This is a genomic window from Microcoleus sp. AT8-A3 (assembly GCF_036705675.1).
In the GTDB taxonomy this organism is placed as follows: domain Bacteria; phylum Cyanobacteriota; class Cyanobacteriia; order Cyanobacteriales; family Microcoleaceae; genus Microcoleus.
Genome location: NZ_JAUBVD010000039.1, coordinates 41,295 through 58,582 on the forward strand (window position 1 = coordinate 41,295; position 17,288 = coordinate 58,582).

12 protein-coding genes and 1 pseudogene are annotated in these 17,288 nt (G+C 47.0%); 5 read left to right on the forward strand and 8 right to left on the reverse strand.

The features are described 5' to 3' along the window. Positions 1 to 20 precede the first annotated feature (20 nt). A pseudogene (locus QUB51_RS20860) lies at positions 21 to 602 on the reverse strand (IS607 family transposase); the annotation flags it as partial. Between the two features lie 163 nt (positions 603 to 765). Then, positions 766 to 948 carry a hypothetical protein gene (locus tag QUB51_RS20865; protein ID WP_333057874.1) on the reverse strand — a complete coding sequence of 61 codons (183 nt, stop codon included), beginning with the start codon at positions 946 to 948 and terminating at the stop codon, positions 766 to 768. Between the two features lie 372 nt (positions 949 to 1,320). Between QUB51_RS20865 and QUB51_RS20870 the strand changes: the two genes are divergently transcribed. The 3 genes from QUB51_RS20870 to QUB51_RS20880 all read left to right on the forward strand — a co-directional run bounded on the left by QUB51_RS20870 (position 1,321) and on the right by QUB51_RS20880 (position 4,928). Then, complete coding sequence (locus tag QUB51_RS20870) at positions 1,321 to 2,943, forward strand: Ycf66 family protein (protein WP_333057873.1); 1,623 nt, start codon at positions 1,321 to 1,323, stop codon at positions 2,941 to 2,943. Between the two features lie 206 nt (positions 2,944 to 3,149). Next, positions 3,150 to 4,616 (forward strand): cobyric acid synthase CobQ, encoded by a 1,467-nt coding sequence (gene cobQ / locus QUB51_RS20875; RefSeq protein WP_333057872.1) that lies wholly within the window; start codon positions 3,150 to 3,152, stop codon positions 4,614 to 4,616. Between the two features lie 75 nt (positions 4,617 to 4,691). Then, complete coding sequence (locus tag QUB51_RS20880) at positions 4,692 to 4,928, forward strand: 2Fe-2S iron-sulfur cluster binding domain-containing protein (RefSeq protein ID WP_333057871.1); 237 nt, start codon at positions 4,692 to 4,694, stop codon at positions 4,926 to 4,928. 368 nt (positions 4,929 to 5,296) lie between these two features. On the opposite strand, the gene QUB51_RS20885 is transcribed toward QUB51_RS20880, so the two are convergent. Continuing rightward, positions 5,297 to 6,631: a hypothetical protein gene (locus QUB51_RS20885; protein ID WP_333057870.1), complete on the reverse strand. Its 1,335-nt coding sequence runs from the start codon at positions 6,629 to 6,631 to the stop codon at positions 5,297 to 5,299. A gap of 96 nt (positions 6,632 to 6,727) precedes the next feature. Between QUB51_RS20885 and QUB51_RS20890 the strand changes: the two genes are divergently transcribed. Beyond that, positions 6,728 to 7,516, forward strand: coding sequence for an SDR family oxidoreductase (locus QUB51_RS20890; protein ID WP_333057869.1), 789 nt, complete (start codon positions 6,728 to 6,730; stop codon positions 7,514 to 7,516). A 666-nt stretch (positions 7,517 to 8,182) separates the two neighbouring features. On the opposite strand, the gene QUB51_RS20895 is transcribed toward QUB51_RS20890, so the two are convergent. The 5 genes from QUB51_RS20895 to QUB51_RS20915 all read right to left on the reverse strand — a co-directional run bounded on the left by QUB51_RS20895 (position 8,183) and on the right by QUB51_RS20915 (position 15,156). Continuing rightward, positions 8,183 to 8,962 (reverse strand): photosystem II S4 domain protein, encoded by a 780-nt coding sequence (locus QUB51_RS20895; protein WP_333057868.1) that lies wholly within the window; start codon positions 8,960 to 8,962, stop codon positions 8,183 to 8,185. A gap of 238 nt (positions 8,963 to 9,200) precedes the next feature. Then, entirely contained in the window at positions 9,201 to 10,025 is an 825-nt protein-coding gene (locus tag QUB51_RS20900; RefSeq protein ID WP_333057867.1) for an SWIM zinc finger family protein, read from the reverse strand. 15 nt (positions 10,026 to 10,040) lie between these two features. Further along, positions 10,041 to 13,319, reverse strand: coding sequence for a DEAD/DEAH box helicase (locus tag QUB51_RS20905; RefSeq protein ID WP_333262787.1), 3,279 nt, complete (start codon positions 13,317 to 13,319; stop codon positions 10,041 to 10,043). 616 nt (positions 13,320 to 13,935) lie between these two features. Continuing rightward, positions 13,936 to 14,547, reverse strand: a complete 612-nt coding sequence (locus tag QUB51_RS20910) for a Uma2 family endonuclease (RefSeq protein WP_333262790.1) — start codon at positions 14,545 to 14,547, stop codon at positions 13,936 to 13,938. Positions 14,548 to 14,649: 102 nt separating this feature from the next. Further along, complete coding sequence (locus QUB51_RS20915) at positions 14,650 to 15,156, reverse strand: hypothetical protein (RefSeq protein WP_333155102.1); 507 nt, start codon at positions 15,154 to 15,156, stop codon at positions 14,650 to 14,652. A gap of 288 nt (positions 15,157 to 15,444) precedes the next feature. On the opposite strand from QUB51_RS20915, the gene serA reads away from it, so the two are divergent. Continuing rightward, on the forward strand, positions 15,445 to 17,028 hold the full coding sequence (gene serA, locus QUB51_RS20920) for a phosphoglycerate dehydrogenase (protein ID WP_333057864.1): 1,584 nt from the start codon (positions 15,445 to 15,447) through the stop codon (positions 17,026 to 17,028). The last annotated feature ends 260 nt before the right edge of the window (positions 17,029 to 17,288 follow it).

Genomic DNA, 17,288 nt, shown 5'->3' on the forward strand with positions numbered 1-17,288 from the left:
AAGTCCTCCATTTCGCTGCTAGCTTGGTTTCCGGGTAAACTCGAATCTTCTTTGATAGCAGATTTGTATTTTCGCAAGCCGTAGAGTCGGCAGCTAAAGACGTGGATGATGGCAAGCACATCTTCAAACATTTCTCGTTCTGGAGACAACTCGTTTCTGCTGAGAACCATGAGTTGGCAATTGTTTTGCTCGCAGATCCATTTGATAAGGTCGCCACCAAACCGGCACAGTCTGTCTTGGTGTCCGACCACAACTGCTGAGATATCTCCTGACATGACTTGTCCCAGAAGGGCAAGCAGCGATTTTCTTTTGAAGTTGAGTCCACCTCAGATGTCTTTGAAGACTTTAGCTTGCGGGTAGAGACTTTGGAGGTAGCTGACTTGTCTGTCGAGGTCTTCTCGTTGTTTATAGCTGCTGACCCTGGCGTAGATGGCTGTAATTCGGTCATGTCCGCCTCCGAGAACGCTGTCGATATCGTAGCGTCGTTGGTTGGACGGAGTTCTGATTGCTGATATTTTGCCGGCAAGTTCCCAGTTTCTAAGGGTTTTGTCTGAGACTTGCAGGATTTTGCAAGCTTCTCGCGGTGTGACATATCTGGTCATCGCTAGGTGGTATTTTTGTTCTCAACATATAGTACCAGGTTTTACAATGATTTACCAGGATTTTCTAAGAAATTATTTACTTTGTGATAACAGCTCGAAAAAAATATTAGAAAGGCTCTGCCTAAGTCCGATCGCACTTGCACGTATGAGCTGGCACGTATAATTAGGATTGGACATTCGGCTTGAGGCCAGCAGGTACTGCAACGATGGGAAGTTGCAGGGTTTGAGCCGGACGATCGCTCGATCGCAATACTAAATTTTTGGGTAACTTTGCGGAAGTGCTCAGTCCGGGAAATATGTGAAGCGATAAGGTTAAGCCGGCCGCTAATAATAATTTTTCTAACATGGCACTCTCTCCCATACATATGCCCTAGGGCATAATTCCTCTTACACCTACAACATATAAACATCCTCAGTCCCTTGGTGCGATCGCACGGGCCTAGTCTAAGTGACATCTATCACCACGGAGAAGGGGGTGATGGGGATAGGGGGTGTAGGCCTAGGGGGTAATGGGCATTAGAGATGTGGGGCAGAGTGGGAAATCTTGACTCGCACTTGAGGCGTCAGCATCCGTTGAACGTGTTAAATCCCTTACACTGCTTCCTTGCAAAACTTCGCTACAAATCAAGAATTGTCCTAGAGAAAGAAGCCGTTGAGTCTCTCTCAAAGGTAGAATTAGCGCGTAGAAGTTATTTGACACAGCGGAGGTACCGACAATATGCTTGCATACTTTCTGGCGTTAGCGGTCGGTCTAGGCAGCTTCAGTATTTACATGGCGGCCTTCTTTTTTCCAGAAGTGCACCGCAAAAGTGATTTTACCTGGAGCGGGGTAGGACTTTTTTATGCGTTAATTTTATGGGCTTGTGCGGGACGAATTACTGGTGCTCTCCTGCTTGGTCAAATGGCGGGCGTGGCGATGTTGGGGTGGTTTGCCTGGGAAACTCTGACTTTGCGCCGGCAGGTGACGCCCATTGCTGAGCAAACGCCGATTCCTCAGTCGGCGAATTTGGCTGCAGCAGGCTTGCCGTTGGCTGGCTTGTTTGCCAAGAAAAAAGAACCCGCAGCAGCGAAAAAACCTAAGTTTGTTCGATCGCCCAAACCGAAAACTGATGTGGTTCCAGCACCCACTCTGGATAAGGGCGAGGTAAAGCTAGAGGAACAGCCAGCGATTCCCCCCATAGCTGAAAGTATTGCAGAAAGTGCGATCGACGAGGCAACGGCAGAAAGTGCGATCGCCCCTGACTTGAAAATTCCCGACTCGAAACCACCTGCAATTGCAGAAATACCCGTCTTTTCAGTCGAAACTCCTGCTGCTGAGATTTCACCCACCCCAGCAGAATTAGCCAGCAGCTTCACTCCTCTACCTCTACCTCTAGAAATTTCAGAAATAGCCGTTGCACCAAGTGTGGAGCCAGTAGAGGCTCAGCCAGAGCCTCCACAGCAGCCAGAAGTCGATGATTTTGACGAGGAAACAGAATGGAGAACAGCCGTTAAAGAGTCGCAGGCGGCAGCGGCAGCGGCGGCGGCCCCAACGGCGGCCCCAACTCCTCCTACTCCTCCTAAACCAGCTAAAAAATCCGGCGGTTTCGGTAGTCTGTTTGACAACATCAAAAATAGTCTCGGCGGTATGTTGGGACGGGGTGCGGGTAAAAACAAATCTGATGCAACTCCGCAGACGCCAAAACCTTCAGTGACTCCAGAATCGATCGCACCTGAATCTCAAATAACGGCAACTCCTGCACCGGGTATCGACCAAATTCTCGAATCCGAATTAGCCGCGGCGGCTGCGGAAGTGGCAGCCGAAAGCAGCAACACTGCTGTGGAAACAAGCCTTGGAGTGCCTTTTCCCACCAATGTTGAAGCAATGGCCGAGTTGATGGCCACAGAAACCGCGAGTTCTGACAAAATAGGGGACGGGACGATCGAAGATCGATCGTCCGCTGACACCCAGACACCTCTGGCTGCGGTTGGTGAACCGGAAGCAGCAGCCCCTGCTGTATCTCTGGAAACCCAGACACCGCTGGCTGCAGTGGGTGAACCGGAAGCAGCAGGCGTACCGGAAGCAGAAGCCCCTGCTGTATCTCTGGAAATGACTGTGGTGGAAATGGCAGCGCCTGTAGAGATAGAAATACCGGGAGAACCTGGGTTGAGCGTGCAGGTGGAAACGGTTTCAGTATCAGTGATCTCGATCGAATCTACAGATAAAACACCATATTCTGAGGGAGAACAACCGGAATTGATTCGCCCGAATCCCCCCGATCCGAATCTAGTCGAAACTGCTAAACCGACTACTGAATCCAAGTCTGAGAATGTATCCGGCGAAGATAAGCCATCATCTTGAGCCAAAAAGCAAAAGGTAGAAACCAGAATTTTTTTTGATTCTGCCTTCTGCCTTCTGCCTTATTACTTTTTACTTTTTACTTTTTACTTTTTACTTTTTACTTCTTCCTTCTTCCTTCTTCCTGACATCCGTTATATCCGTTACATCCGTTACATCCGTCGAGCGAATCCGTTGCCGAACTTCCTTCTTCCTTCTCTTTTAATATTATGAAAGCAATTATGGTCGTGGGAACAACATCTCACGCAGGGAAATCTTTACTCGTTGCAGCTTTATGTCGAATTTTTTCTCGACGCGGCTGGCGGGTAACTCCGTTTAAAGGTCAGAATATGGCACTGAATTCCTATGTCACAGCGGCCGGCGGAGAGATTGGTTACGCTCAAGCAGTGCAAGCTTGGGCTGCGGGCGTCGCACCTTGGGTAGAAATGAATCCGATTTTGCTCAAGCCACAAGGAGACATGACTTCTCAATTGATTGTCAAGGGCAGGGCGATCGCCAATGTGCGAGCAGCTCAATATTACGAGCAGTATTTCGATCTCGGCTGGCAAGCTATTCGGGACTCTTTAGAATTTCTCAAGCAAGAATTTGACATGATTGTGTGTGAGGGAGCCGGTAGCCCTGCTGAGATTAATCTCAAACACCGCGATTTAACAAATATGCGGGTAGCTAAATATTTAAAAGCTCGAACTTTGCTAGTAGTTGACATCGATCGCGGCGGTGCTTTTGCTCACATCATCGGTACTTTGGAATTGCTCGATCCAGACGAACGAGCTTTAATTAAAGGATTCATTATTAATAAGTTCCGAGGACAAAAATCGATATTAGATCCGGGCCTGACTTGGCTAGAAGAAAGGACGGGAATCCCGGTAGTTGGGGTGATTCCTTGGATAGACGAAGTGTTTCCCTCAGAAGATTCTCTCGATTTGCTCGATCGACGTTCTCCCAATTCTCAAACCGACATAAATATTTCAGTCATCCGCCTGCCCCGAATTTCCAATTTTACCGACTTTGACCCCTTAGAGTCGGAAACTAGCGTCACAGTCAAATATGTCAGTCCAAAAGACCATTTAGGCCATCCAGACGCCGTGATTTTACCAGGCTCTAAAACTACAATTTCCGATTTGCACGTGCTGCGCCAAACAGGTATGGCAAAAGCTATTCAAAATTATTTAGTAGCTGGCGGTACAGTCATGGGAGTTTGTGGTGGCTTTCAGATGCTGGGAGAAAGTATCACCGATAAAGAAGGCATTGAGGGAGAAAAGGGAGAATTTCCAGGATTAGGATTGCTTCCTTTAAAAACTGCGATGGCACCGAACAAAATTGCCCGCCAACGAATCGTAACATCTAACTATCCTCAACCGGGTTTGCCAGTTTCCGGTTACGAAATTCATCAAGGAAAAACGCAAATCCTAGAGTCAGATTTGACTCAACCGCTATTTGACGATGCTAGTTTAGGCATTGTCAATACTTCTCAATCAATTTGGGGTACATACCTGCACGGCATCTTTGACAACGGAGCTTGGCGGCGAGCTTGGTTAAATCACTTGCGGCAGCAGCGGGGACTCCGCGCATTGCCTACAGGTATTCCTAATTACCGAGAACACCGAGAAACTCTGTTAGACTCTCTAGCAGATACAGTGGAAAAGCATTTAGATATAAAGCATATTTTAGGTTAATTAGTTAACAGTTGACAGTTGACAGTTGACAGTTGACTATTAACTATTGTTTGTTAGAGTTGAGGTTCAAATTCAATGACAAAAGTTTGTTTTTTACCAGATAATGTGACAGTTGAAGCTGACCCAGGAGAGCTTTTGCTAGATGTAGCTAAACGTGCAGGGGTTTCTATTCCTACCGGCTGTCTCATGGGTTCTTGTCACGCTTGCGAAGTAGAAATTGATGGCGGAGATACGATTTGTGCTTGTATTTCCGGCATCCCTTCGGGGAAAAAGCAAGTGACAATTAATCTGTATGTTGACCCGAATTGGTAATTTGTTAGTTGGCAGTTGGCAGTTGGCAGTTGGTTGTTGGCATTAGTCATTAGTCATGATATCATGTCCGGTCGAGCGATCGCGATTTTTGTAGGGGCGGGTTTACCAACAATACCTGCGAATAATTGACAATCTCAAAAACCCGCCCCTACCAAGATATTATGGTTAATCGATCGGACATGATATGAGTCATTAGGATCGCGAATTAAATAATTTACACAAGTTTGTGGGGAGTAGGGTTGGGCGTCCCGCCCGCCCTTTATGGACGGGCGGGACGCCCATCCCACAAGAACAATTAAAATTGTAAGTTATTTAATTCGCGACCCTTAACAGTTAACAGTCAACAGTCAACAGTCAACAGTCAACAGCTAATTTTTTTGCCATTCTTGCTGTTTCTTGCGAGCAGATTGCAGCCATTTTTGGGATTCGGGATAAACAGTTGTCCCGGATTTCACGGATTCTAATTGATTGATAATTTGTTGCAACTGGCTGAGGGAGTTATCGGGATTTTGAGAATTCACATTATTTTGCAAGTTGGCAAACAAGCTTTTAGCTGCTTGCAAAGCTTTTGCAGAATCTTTTTCTGCTTCCAGTCTAATCTGGGTAGTTCCTAAATCTTTTTGATATTGAGCGAGTTTGGTTTGAGCGTCGAGATACCCAGGGTTATCGACAGAAATCAATTTCAGTCTGTTAATAGCTTCTTGCCACAATTGTGCTATTTGCTCCCACTGTGCGGCGGGATGGGGCGGGTTTTTGGCGGCGACGGCGGCGGAGAAAGCAAATTCTTTGGCAGCTTCAATTAAGTTGTCAGCCTGCACAGAACCGGTGGCGACGCCACCCATTGCTTGAAAGTCTCTTTCTGCTGCTTTGAGTGTTTTCTTAGCGGTTTCTCCCGCGAGGGTTTCGGCGGGAATTTGATTGAGTTGGTCGATCGCACTTTGCCAATTTACCGTCGCTTTTTGTCTATCCGCAGCGGTTTTGGCTTGCTGATACTCCTGTTTCGCCGCCTTTAGCGTTTGTTCGACTTGATTTAACTGAGTAAAAGCATTTTTTTGCTGGAAAATTTGAGCTTCCATCCGCCCCACATTTTTGCGGGCAGCTTGAAATTCATCGAGTGTAAACCGCCAACTGCAGCTAAAAAAAGAGCAGTACCTCTTTGGGTAATAGCCGAGGAACCACACCGGCAAGGCGTCGAGGTGTTTTTGAGCTTCTTTTGCTTTTATTTCGCCCAAGTCAAAATCAGCGACAGCAGTGGCTTTATTCACCAGTTGATCGGATTGTTCCACAAGGGCGATCGCCTGCCGGTAATTATGATCCATACTGATAAAACTCGGCAGCAATAATATCGGCATTGTTTTCGCCACGGGCCAGCGAATCATCGGGAAAGGCAGGTTAATCAACCAAATTATCCCCGCTGCACTTCCCAGCAAACTCCCAGCAAAGATGATTTTACCGAACAATCCGGGCGGGCGGTTGGCTTTGACGGCTGCTTTAAGAGCTTGTTCGCTGAAGTTGGGAAATTCGTCTTTGAAGGTATCGCGGATTTCTTCTATTGAGGCGAAAGTGCCGTTTTGCGATCGCAACTTCTCCAACCGCTTGATTACCATCCGTCGGTAGACATCACCCGCTAGACTATCAGCCGCCGCGCACTTGTCAACTTCTGCCCGCAAAATTTCAAAAGCTCGATCGGTAAGACGCGCCATAAAACTCACCTATTCCCTTTTAATTATTTTACAGTTTCCCCGTCCAAATAATTGTTAAAATATATAAACCCCACATCAAATATCCGAATTAATTTCATGCCGACTTCTTTAATCACTGGTGCTTCTGGCGGAATTGGTGCAGCCTTTGCCGCCGAATTAGCCAAACGCCAGCACAATCTAATCTTGGTAGCTCGTTCCGAAGACAAATTGCGACAGCTAGCTGCTCAACTGCAACAGGAATTCAATATTTTGGTCGAAATTATCGTTCAAGATTTGACCGCACCAGGAGCCACAAATGCTGTATTTGACGCGGTTGTTAAAAAAGGTTGGACGGTTGATTTGTTGGTGAACAATGCGGGTTTTGGCGATTACGGTGCTTTTGCCGATCGCCCGCTTGCGAAACAACTAACAATGGTGCAACTAAATATTGTAGCATTAGTTGAACTCTCGCACTTATTTTTGCAGGGAATGCGCGAAAGAAAATCGGGAAGTATCATCAATGTTGCCTCCATTGCAGCTTTTCAACCGATGCCGTACTTGTCGATGTATGCAGCGACTAAAGCCTTTGTTTTGAGTTTCAGCGAGGCACTTTGGGCGGAAAACAAAGATTTAGGAATTCGCGTTTTATGCCTTTGTCCAGGGCCGACAGAATCGAACTTTTTCGCAGTAGCTGAATTCCCTCAATCAATGGCATCCAGCAGCTGGCAAAAACTCGTTCCCGCAGCGGAAGTAGTGCGAGATGCTTTGAAAGCTTTAGACAAAAATGAGTCTAATGTCGTGACAGGGGGAATTCCCAATCAAATCATCGCCAATATGCCTCGATTGATGCCGCGAGAACTGTTGGTGAAGTCGGTAGAAAAGGTGTTTCGGGCGAAAGACGAATAATCGCGATCGTTGACAATATAAATAAACCCGCCGGCACCCAAGGACAAACATTCGATCGCCCCTAACCCAAATTTTCCCAAAACAATCAAACATCCCGATAATTCTGTAGGGGCGGGTTTTACCAACCATCCCCAATTCCCAGCAACAATCTAGATAAACCCGCCCCCACCCAACGACAAACATTCGATCGCCCCTAACCCAAATTTTACCAAAAGGTCGATCGCCCCTAACGCAAATTTTACCAAAAGGTCGATCGCACATTCGGGCCACCAAAATCCCCGCCACCAAAATCCTCCACGCTACCCCACAAGTCCGCCGGGGGTTGAAACCCCCGTCTCATAGCGAAAGTCCTCTAAAAGAGGACTGAAAAGCAAATTAAATAAACTATCGCGTATTTGTCACAATAATCGAGTATTTGTCACCATTCTTCAGTCGGTTTCAACCGACTGTCTTCTATGAGACAGGGGTTTCAACCCCTGGCGGAATCGCGGAATCGCGGACAAACAAACGACCCCCTGGAAAAACCATCGCACCCACAAACAAATGAACCTTCCCCAATTTTACAAGCGTCTAGGACTACCACAGAAACCAAAGAAACCGGGTTTTTCGCAATTTTTACGCGGTGTATCCATATTCTCGAAAAAAACCCGGTTTCTGGGCTATAAATTACAAATATCGAGTTAACTGGACTCGATAGCGTTCCTTCTTAGTAACAGCAACTTCCCCAATTTCCAATCTTCCCTTGCCCGTAACAGCAATTAAATCTCCAGACTTGACATTATAACTAGCTTGAGTAACGTCTTTCCAGTTAACTCGCACATCGCCGCTGCCAATCAAATCGGCCATTTTGCTGCGAGACATTGCGAATCCAGCCGAGGCGACAGCATCCAATCTCATGGATGCTTCAACGGTTGTCATTTCTTTCTTTTTAGGTTCTCTAATTTTGAGTTCGCTCAACTCAATGCGCCGCGTTTGCACGGGAACCGATCGCACTTGCTGCAAACTCATCTCCAAATACTCTACCATCTCCGGCATGACAATCGCTTGCGCGCCGCGTTCTCCCAAAACAATCACATCACCAGTTTTCTCGCGGACAATTCCTGTACCCAACATCGCCCCCAAAAAGTCGCGGTGAGAAGCTGTATCGAACAAGAAATTGCCAGCAATCTCCACCGCAGCAACGTTAACGCTAGCAGAGTCGATCGGGATATCCGATCGCGCGATCGCAATTCTTTGTCTTTCAGCTTGCGGGTAGCCGCCCCAAGCCACTAATTCCACATCTGTTAAGCGCTTAAATACCGTCAGAGTGTCCGCCAATTCTGGAGGCGACAGAAAATCAGTCAGAGTAACTTCCCAAGTTTTAATTGCTTGTTCCGCTTGGTCGATCGCCCGCGCGACACATTCGCGGTTTTCGATGCCTTTTAACAGTTCTTCTCTTTGTAACATCAGTCAATTTTAGATTCTAATTTGAAATTGCCAAAGTTTGCTGTAACTAAAAAGTCTACTTTTTTAACAGTCGCACTAATTTAATTATAGTCTAAAATCATCAAATAACGATCCTATGATTTTAGTTGCTGGTAAAGCTGATATGATGAGCACGATTATTGTACCAAACCTATGAAGTCTTCGAGTTTAAGTTTTTGCAATATCTCGATCGAGTATGGCAGCAAAATTGTCCACCCAACTACTTATTCTTCTTCACCCGCAAATACAGTTCTTCCATCGCCTCAATAAACGAACCATCCTTGTGCCAAAACTGTGGAAAATCTCCCTGTTTCTTCACCACGATCGCGCTTACCCCACTTTGCGCTGCCACCTCAATCGTCTGCGGTAATCGCTTCGCACCATGCCAAAACTCTTTCAGGCTGACCGTTGGCGCCTCACTGGCGATCGCCCGCGTGTAATAGGAATCCACCGCCACAGGGGCCGCTGCATCCGCCGTCAACTCCGCAGCCAGCGCCAAGCCCAAAGGCGTTTTTGCTAATTCGCGGTGCAGCACTTCCTTAGAAAGCCCCCGTAATTCAAACAGTAAAAATGGATCTTTGTCCAATTCGGCCGCCACCAAATAATAAACTCCGGCAATATGTTTGCAGGGATTGCTATAGTCTGGGCAAGAGCAAGTAGTCTTAAAGTCCTCGCGGCTGCTGGGTAAAAGGTGCAATCCGAGGGGTGAGAAAGCCTTTTCAATATTGTCGGGCATTTCGTTGAGCAGCAGCCGAGAAATGAAGCTGGCTTTTGATGCCATTTGGGCGATCGCCATTTGCCACTTTTCCTGACTAATTGGCTCAAACTCAATTTGAGTTGTGTACAGAGGCTCCTTATAAACCCCAAAATAAGGATTAACCGAGCCTCTCACCTGTGCCATCACTAACCCATCATTCATGCCAAAGCTTTTTACCTTGCCGTTTCGTGCATAGGCACGTCCCCGCCCAAGTCGCCCAGAATCTGTAAATCTTTCTAACGCATCGATAAATTTATTACCCCACCAATTCCGAGTAAATTGTGACATATTTTTTGGTTTCTCCTAATCTAGAACCGCATTTTTATTGAGCCTAATTAATTTCTTAAATGCCTCATTATCCAACTCAGTCAACCACGATTCATCAGCACCAATAATTGACCCTGCCAATTTCTTTTTGTCCTCAATCATTTGGTCAATCTTTTCCTCCAAAGTGCCAATAGCCACAAACTTATGCACAAACACATTTTTTTCCTGTCCGATCCGAAACGCCCGATCCGTCGCCTGATCTTCCACTGCCGGATTCCACCAGCGATCGAAATGGAACACGTGATTGGCTTTTGTCAGCGTAATTCCCACGCCGCCCGCCTTCAGTGACAGAATAAATACCGAAGGTTCAGACTCTGGATCTTGAAACTCTGAAATCATCCGTTCCCGTTTTTCGCGACTGGTTCCCCCGTGGATGTAGTAAGTGTTGTAATGTAGCGTTTGTTTAATATATTTTTCCAACGCGCTTCCCAGTTCTGTAAACTGCGTAAATACCAATAAACTTTCGCCTTCTGCTTTAACTTCCTCAATCATCTCGATCAGCCGTTCTAGTTTGTGCGATCGCTCTGGTGTAAACTCACTTTCATCCTGCAAAAACTGGCGCGGATGGTTACAAATTTGCTTCAGCTTCAGCAGTGTCGCCAAAATCATCCCCTTGCGCTTCATCCCTTCCGCCGCGTCAATTTCTTGTTCTACCTCTTTCACAATCGCTTCATAAAGCGAAGCTTGCTCGCGGGTGAGATTGCAGTAGAGCTTTTGCTCAACTTTGTCGGGGAGATCCTGAATAATCGACTTATCGGTTTTCAGACGGCGCAGGATAAAAGGTTCTACTAATTTTTTGAGCGCTGCAGATTGCGTGCGACTCCCATGTTTTTGAATCGGTAATTCAAACAACTTCCGAAACTGCGCCTCTTTTCCCAAATATCCGGGATTGAGGAAATTAAAAATCGACCATAAATCCAGCAATCGATTTTCTACAGGTGTTCCAGTCAATGCTAGTCGATGGGTAGCGGGTAACTTTAAAATCGCCTTGGTTTGCGCCGCTTTGGGATTTTTAATATTCTGGGCTTCATCAATTACCACGCGATGCCACGCTACGCTGCTCAACAGCTTCTCATCTTTTCGCACCAAGGTAAAGGAAGTAATCAACATATCGCAACCTTGGACGGCGGCTTTAAATGCTTTGGCATCTTGCAAACGTTGAGGGCCGTGGTGAATCAGCGATCGCAATTCTGGAGCAAACTTTTCCATTTCCTTTTGCCAGTTACCAACTACGGATGTGGGCGCAATTAGCAGCGTGGGTAGAACCGCATTTTCTGTATTTTTTTCTGTCTCTTTTGTACTAGATAAAACTTCCCGCTCTTGCAATAATCGAGCAATTACCTGCGCCGATTTACCCAAACCCATATCATCGGCAAGACAGCCATTTAATCCCAAACTTTCCAAATAACTCAACCAAGAAACGCCGCGCTTTTGATAATCCCGTAACTTGCCCTGAAACTTTGCCGGATCTGCAATTAACTCTAACCGACTCTTATCGTGCAGCTTCTCCAACATATCCGATAAAGCCCGATCGCGCTCAACCTCCAACTGTTCGCTCGCTTCTCCTTCTGCCGTCAACTTCATAAAGTCAATCAGGCTTAAATCGGGGTTTTCTTCGCGATGTTTTTGCCAAAAACTTAGCATCTCCTGCATCTTGTCTTTGTCCAGTTCCATCCATTGTCCTCGGAACTGCACCAGCGGTGTTTTGCTATTTACTAACGCCTGCCATTCTTGTTCGCTAACCCGTTCACCCCCGATCGCCAATTCATACTGATATTCCACCAAGGAATCCGCCGAAAACAATCCCTTGCCCTTGATTGCAGCACTCTTGCTGCCCTTCCCTTTGACTTGCAGGCGAATCTTCGCCCGCTGTCGTCCCTTCGGCGTCCACCAAGCGGGGACAATCACTTTGTATCCGGCATCTTCTAATACCCAAGCGGACTCGCTCAGAAAGGTGAAAGCATCATCTAAGCTGAGGGTAATGTTAACTGGTTTGTCGGTTTCTAGCCCTTGCCAAAGTTGGGGATAAATGCGGGCAGCGTAGCCGAGATTTGTCAGCAAATGTTGCTCAAAGTTGTCTCCAAATTGTGTTTGCAACTGTTTTTGTTGAGTCGATCGCGATCGCCAATAATCCTGCAACGGCATCCGCAAAGATGGGTCTTTTTTCGCAGCCGCCTGAAACTCTAAAACCCAAGGCTGTTCGGGGTTTTCGGGGGATTGTAGTTGAAAGCAGAGGGAGAATGAGTCAGCAGATTGATTGCGCGTAATGCGATCGCGCCAGGTTTGCCATTGCCGGTATTGTTCAAGGCTTACTCGCGCGATTTTTCGTGTTTGGTTGAGGCAGATTTGGAGTAAAGAATCCGCAATCTTATTTTCAAACGAGGCTGGGATGGGGGTTTGAGTGACAATTTCCGAGATCGCACACTCGGAAAAATGCCGCAGCAACCGTTCGCGATCGTAGAACTTTGGTGTATCTTGTAGCTGGATCTTCCGAAAACCGGACACACAAACTAAAGGCATCCATTCAACATAGCGTTGTAAATCAGTTTCGTACTGTGTTGAAACAATTTCCCATCCCGGATAAATCTCAAAGCTGGGTGCAATTTTGGCAGGTGTTTTTGGAGTTTTTGCAGTTGTTTTAGTTTTTGTCTCGCCCGCTTTCTTACGCCCGCGCGTGGCTTTCTCAGCGGGTTCGGATGTTTCGATGGGTGCGATCGCGATCGGAGCAGTTTCTCGATAGCGCAACGCCGGAATATAATGATCTTTCAGAACAATTTGCTTAAAATTTTGGGTGTAGTGATACCAAAATAGCAAGTCTGAACCAAACTGAACTTCTGCTAAATCGTAGAGGGCAAAAAAATGCAGATCGTTCAATACTTTAGTCAAAGTGTGGGTGGCGATGCACACACAATCAACTTGCCAATACTCCAACTCAAATGTTTCCGGTAATTCTGTCTCTAAATATCGCGCTAACTCTAAAGATGGTAACGGCTGGTTGTCGGCAGTGGGGAGTAAAAAATACCGAGGGACGATCGCGTATTCTCGCCCCATCGCACTTGTATTGCTGACTGGTGGCAGTTGCATCCCGGCTTCTTTCGTTAGAAACTCTCTTAACTGTGCCGTCTCCAATTGTCGGGGATGAACCTTAGCAGGCTGTTTTTTCTTTTGAGTGGTTTCAACCCAAAGACAAAAAGTTCCAGGTTGAATAAAATTCTCTTCTGCTTGAGGAATCCAAGTCCCGTGGAGGATTTTCATCAGAAAAATGGGTAGAAACCCCGTCCTTCTAGGACGGCTTTACATTGTTTTTTGATTTACTACCGCCTTGGAATTGGTTAATTCGGTGTACCTTTGTGTTGTACTTTCAACGGGACAGTTACCGTTTCAAATCTTCCAATCCTGTACGCATAGTATTTTGCTCTTTCGAGCCTCCCTTGCGGGGTAATGTTAGCTTCGCCAATGTTTTAAGAGCTTTTTATACTTGCAGCACTGTTTCAGGGACCTTAAAACTGTTTAACTGCAAATGACAGAGCGGAAAACTAGCTTCGCATTCAAGGAGTGTCGTGACTCAAAAAACGTAGTCAGTTAAGACTTAGGCTGGTCAGGACGGCTTTTGAGATTTCTCTTCCAAGCCTCATGCCGTCAGGGCTGAGGTTCCTGACAGGTCATACCAAACGCAACCTTTGGCAGCCTATCATATCATCAATTAGCGGGAAAAGATAAGAAGGCGGTTGAAAGCAGGTTTATACAAACCATGTCTGCTGGATGCCGACTAAAGAGAATAACATAATTTTCCCCAGTTGTCCTCTTTAACCAGCCTCTGCGGGTTTTGACTTAATAGATGCGGTTTCAACCGCCGAGTCTTCTTACAAATTTAGAAAATATCAGTTAAATCCAACACAAAACCGGGTAGTACCTCTTCACCGGACAGAGTTGCAGGTTCATCTAAAATTTCTACTTCTCTACCCTGACGGGAGATTTCAACTTGTCTATTTTTGCGATCGAGCAACCATCCCAACCTCGCTCCATTTTTCACATACACTTTCATTTTAGCCCGCAATTTTTCTAGCGAGTCAGTAGTCGATTCCCTACGGGATAGCTTCGCTTCACGCAATTCCACCACAAAATCTGGACAAATCGGCGCAAATTTCTCTTTTTCTTCAGCAGTTAAAGCATCCCACCTGTCGCGCCGCACCCAAGCAGCATCGGGAGAAATATCTGAACCGTCGGGCAGTTTAAATCCAGTTGAAGAGTCAAAAACAACTCCTAAATTGTTTTGACGACTCCAAGCCTTAAGTTGAAAGTTTAGGTCTGAATTCCGTCTACCCGTCTCGCTACCTGTAGGTGGCATAATAATCAATCCTCCACTAGCAGTCCGTTCAAATCTTAAATCCCGGTTGTCAATACACAACTGAAAAAACTGCTCGTCTGTTAATTCGAGCGTTAATTCTAGGGGAGAATCTAGGGGGATAGTTTGTGATTCCATAACTGCCTCCAAATATTACACGAGTCAACAGTCAACAGTCAACAGCCAACAGTCAACAGTCAACAGTCAACAGTCAACAGTCAACTGTTAACAAACAAATAACTAAGTCTCTGTATAACCTTGGATATTTTCCGGTTCAAACTGCTGCAAAATCTTCGCAGCTTTGCCAGTCAAATCATCAGTACCCTTAACCGCAATCAAAAATTTACCGGCATTCAAACGGTTGCGGTAGGGCAAAGCATCGCCGCTACCAAAAGCCATACCGCCCGCGCCTCCAACAAACACACTGCCCATTGCAGCGGCGATCGCACCTAGCACTCCACCGATCGCGTGATCGCCAATTTCCCCCGCCCAGGCAAAAGTTTTCAACTCAGTAATCAAGCTGAAAGTAACCCCAGCAATAAAGCCAAAGGGAATCAGCCAAATAGCCATGAGTTTAGCTTGTTTCTTCGCTTGCTGGTTCGGGTCGATCAAGCCAAATTCATCAGCAGTTTTGTAGCCGCGGCCCAAAATACTCACTTGCTTCATAGGCAAGCCTTCTTTTTCCAGAGCACAGTAGGCAGCTTCGGCTTGCATTCGATCGGGCAGTACGGCGATAAGATAATTCATTGACAATAATTCCTGATAGTTAGGCTGAAATAGCCAAAGTCTATTATAGACCGAAAAGACATACTAGCTAAGCACTTGGGGGATTTTCAGACGGTCAGAGAGTCCGATCGCCCGCAAAGCTAAAATATTTCATGCAAAAAACGGCCGACCTTGACCGAATACAGATACAATTCAAACTGCACAAAGGCAAGCTTGAGCTGAGCTGTTAGATACTGCTCTAAGTGTAAGTCTCAACTTTGAGCTCGCCAACGCTCGGTCTATTTTTACTATTGCACTCAATTGCTTGCTATGCCTAAAGTTCTAGTATCCGATCCGATCGACCAAGCCGGAATTGACATCCTCTCCCAAGTCGCGCAAGTTGACGTAAACACAGGACTCTCAGCCGAACAACTGGTAAAAATTATTCCAGATTACGACGCTTTAATGATCCGTTCTGGCACCCAAGTTACCAAAGAAATCATAGAAGCCGGGAATTCACTTAAAATTATCGGCCGAGCCGGCGTCGGCGTAGATAATGTCGATGTACCCGCCGCTACCCGCAAAGGAATTGTAGTCGTCAATTCCCCCGAAGGCAACACGATCGCCGCCGCCGAACACGCCCTCGCCATGATGCTCTCGATGTCTCGCCACATCCCGGAAGCTAACGAATCCGTCAAAGGGGGTAAATGGGAACGCAACCGCTTTCTGGGCGTAGAAGTTTACAAAAAAACCCTCGGCATCGTCGGTTTGGGCAAAATCGGCTCCCACCTCGCCGCCGCAGCCAAAGCAATGGGCATGAAACTGCTGGCCTATGACCCCTTCATTTCCACCGAAAGAGCCGATCAGTTGGGCTGCCGCTTAGTAGAACTCGAACTGCTGATGCGCGAATCCGACTACATCACCCTGCACATCCCCAAAACGCCGGAAACCCTGCACTTAATTAACGCTGAAGTGCTGTCGAAAATGAAGCCCACGGCCCGCATCATAAACTGCGCCAGAGGCGGCATAATCGACGAAGCAGCCCTCGCAGAAGCCATCAAATCAGGTCAGATCGCCGGCGCAGCTTTGGACGTTTACGAACACGAACCGCTGGAAGCTGATTCCCCACTGCGGAGTGTCGGCCAGAACATCGTGCTGACACCCCACTTGGGAGCATCCACAGCGGAAGCTCAGGTGAATGTGGCGATCGACGTGGCTGAACAAATCCGCGATGTACTGTTGGGGCTGCCCGCGCGATCGGCTGTCAACATACCAGGAATTTACCCAGACTCGATCGAAAAACTCAAACCCTACCTGCAACTCGCCGAAACCCTGGGCAACCTCGTCAGCCAGCTAGCCGGAGGCCGAGTCGATTACCTCAACGTCCAACTCCAAGGCGAATTGGCCAGCAACCAAAGCCAGCCCGTAGTCGTTGCCGCCCTCAAAGGCCTGCTATCCCAAGCCCTGCGAGAGCGCGTTAACTACGTCAACGCCAGCATTGAAGCAAAAGAACGCGGAATTCGCGTCGTCGAAACCAGAGACGCCTCAATTCGCGACTACACCGGCTCCCTACACCTCTCGGCTAAGGGAACCCTCGGCGAACACACCGTGACAGGTGCAGTGCTCGGCGAAAGCGAAATTCGGATTACCAGTGTTGACGATTTCCCGGTCAACGTTTCCCCCACTCACCATATGCTGTTTACCTTGCACCGCGATATGCCGGGGATTATTGGCAAAATTGGTTCCCAATTGGGCAGTTTTAATGTCAATATTGCCAGTATGCAGGTAGGCCGTAAAATCGTGCGAGGCGATGCGGTGATGGTTTTGAGCCTTGATGACCCTCTACCAGAGGGGATACTGGCTGAGATCCTCAAAGTTCCGGGAATTCGGGATGCTTACACGGTAAATCTTTGACGGATTTAGGAGTTTAGATTTTGGATGCCAGGACTGATAATTGGTAATGGGTAATCGATCGTTGGTAATTGGCCTGAAAGCGGGAATTTTTCTATTAGCCAATCCTCATTCCTCACTCCCCAGTTCCCAGTCTCCAGTTCCCCTGGGCCAATCTAAAATCTAAAATCTAAAATTTAAAATCGTTGACCCTCTACCAGAGGGGATACTGGCTGAGATCCTCAAAGTTCCGGGAATTCGGGATGCTTACACGGTAAATCTTT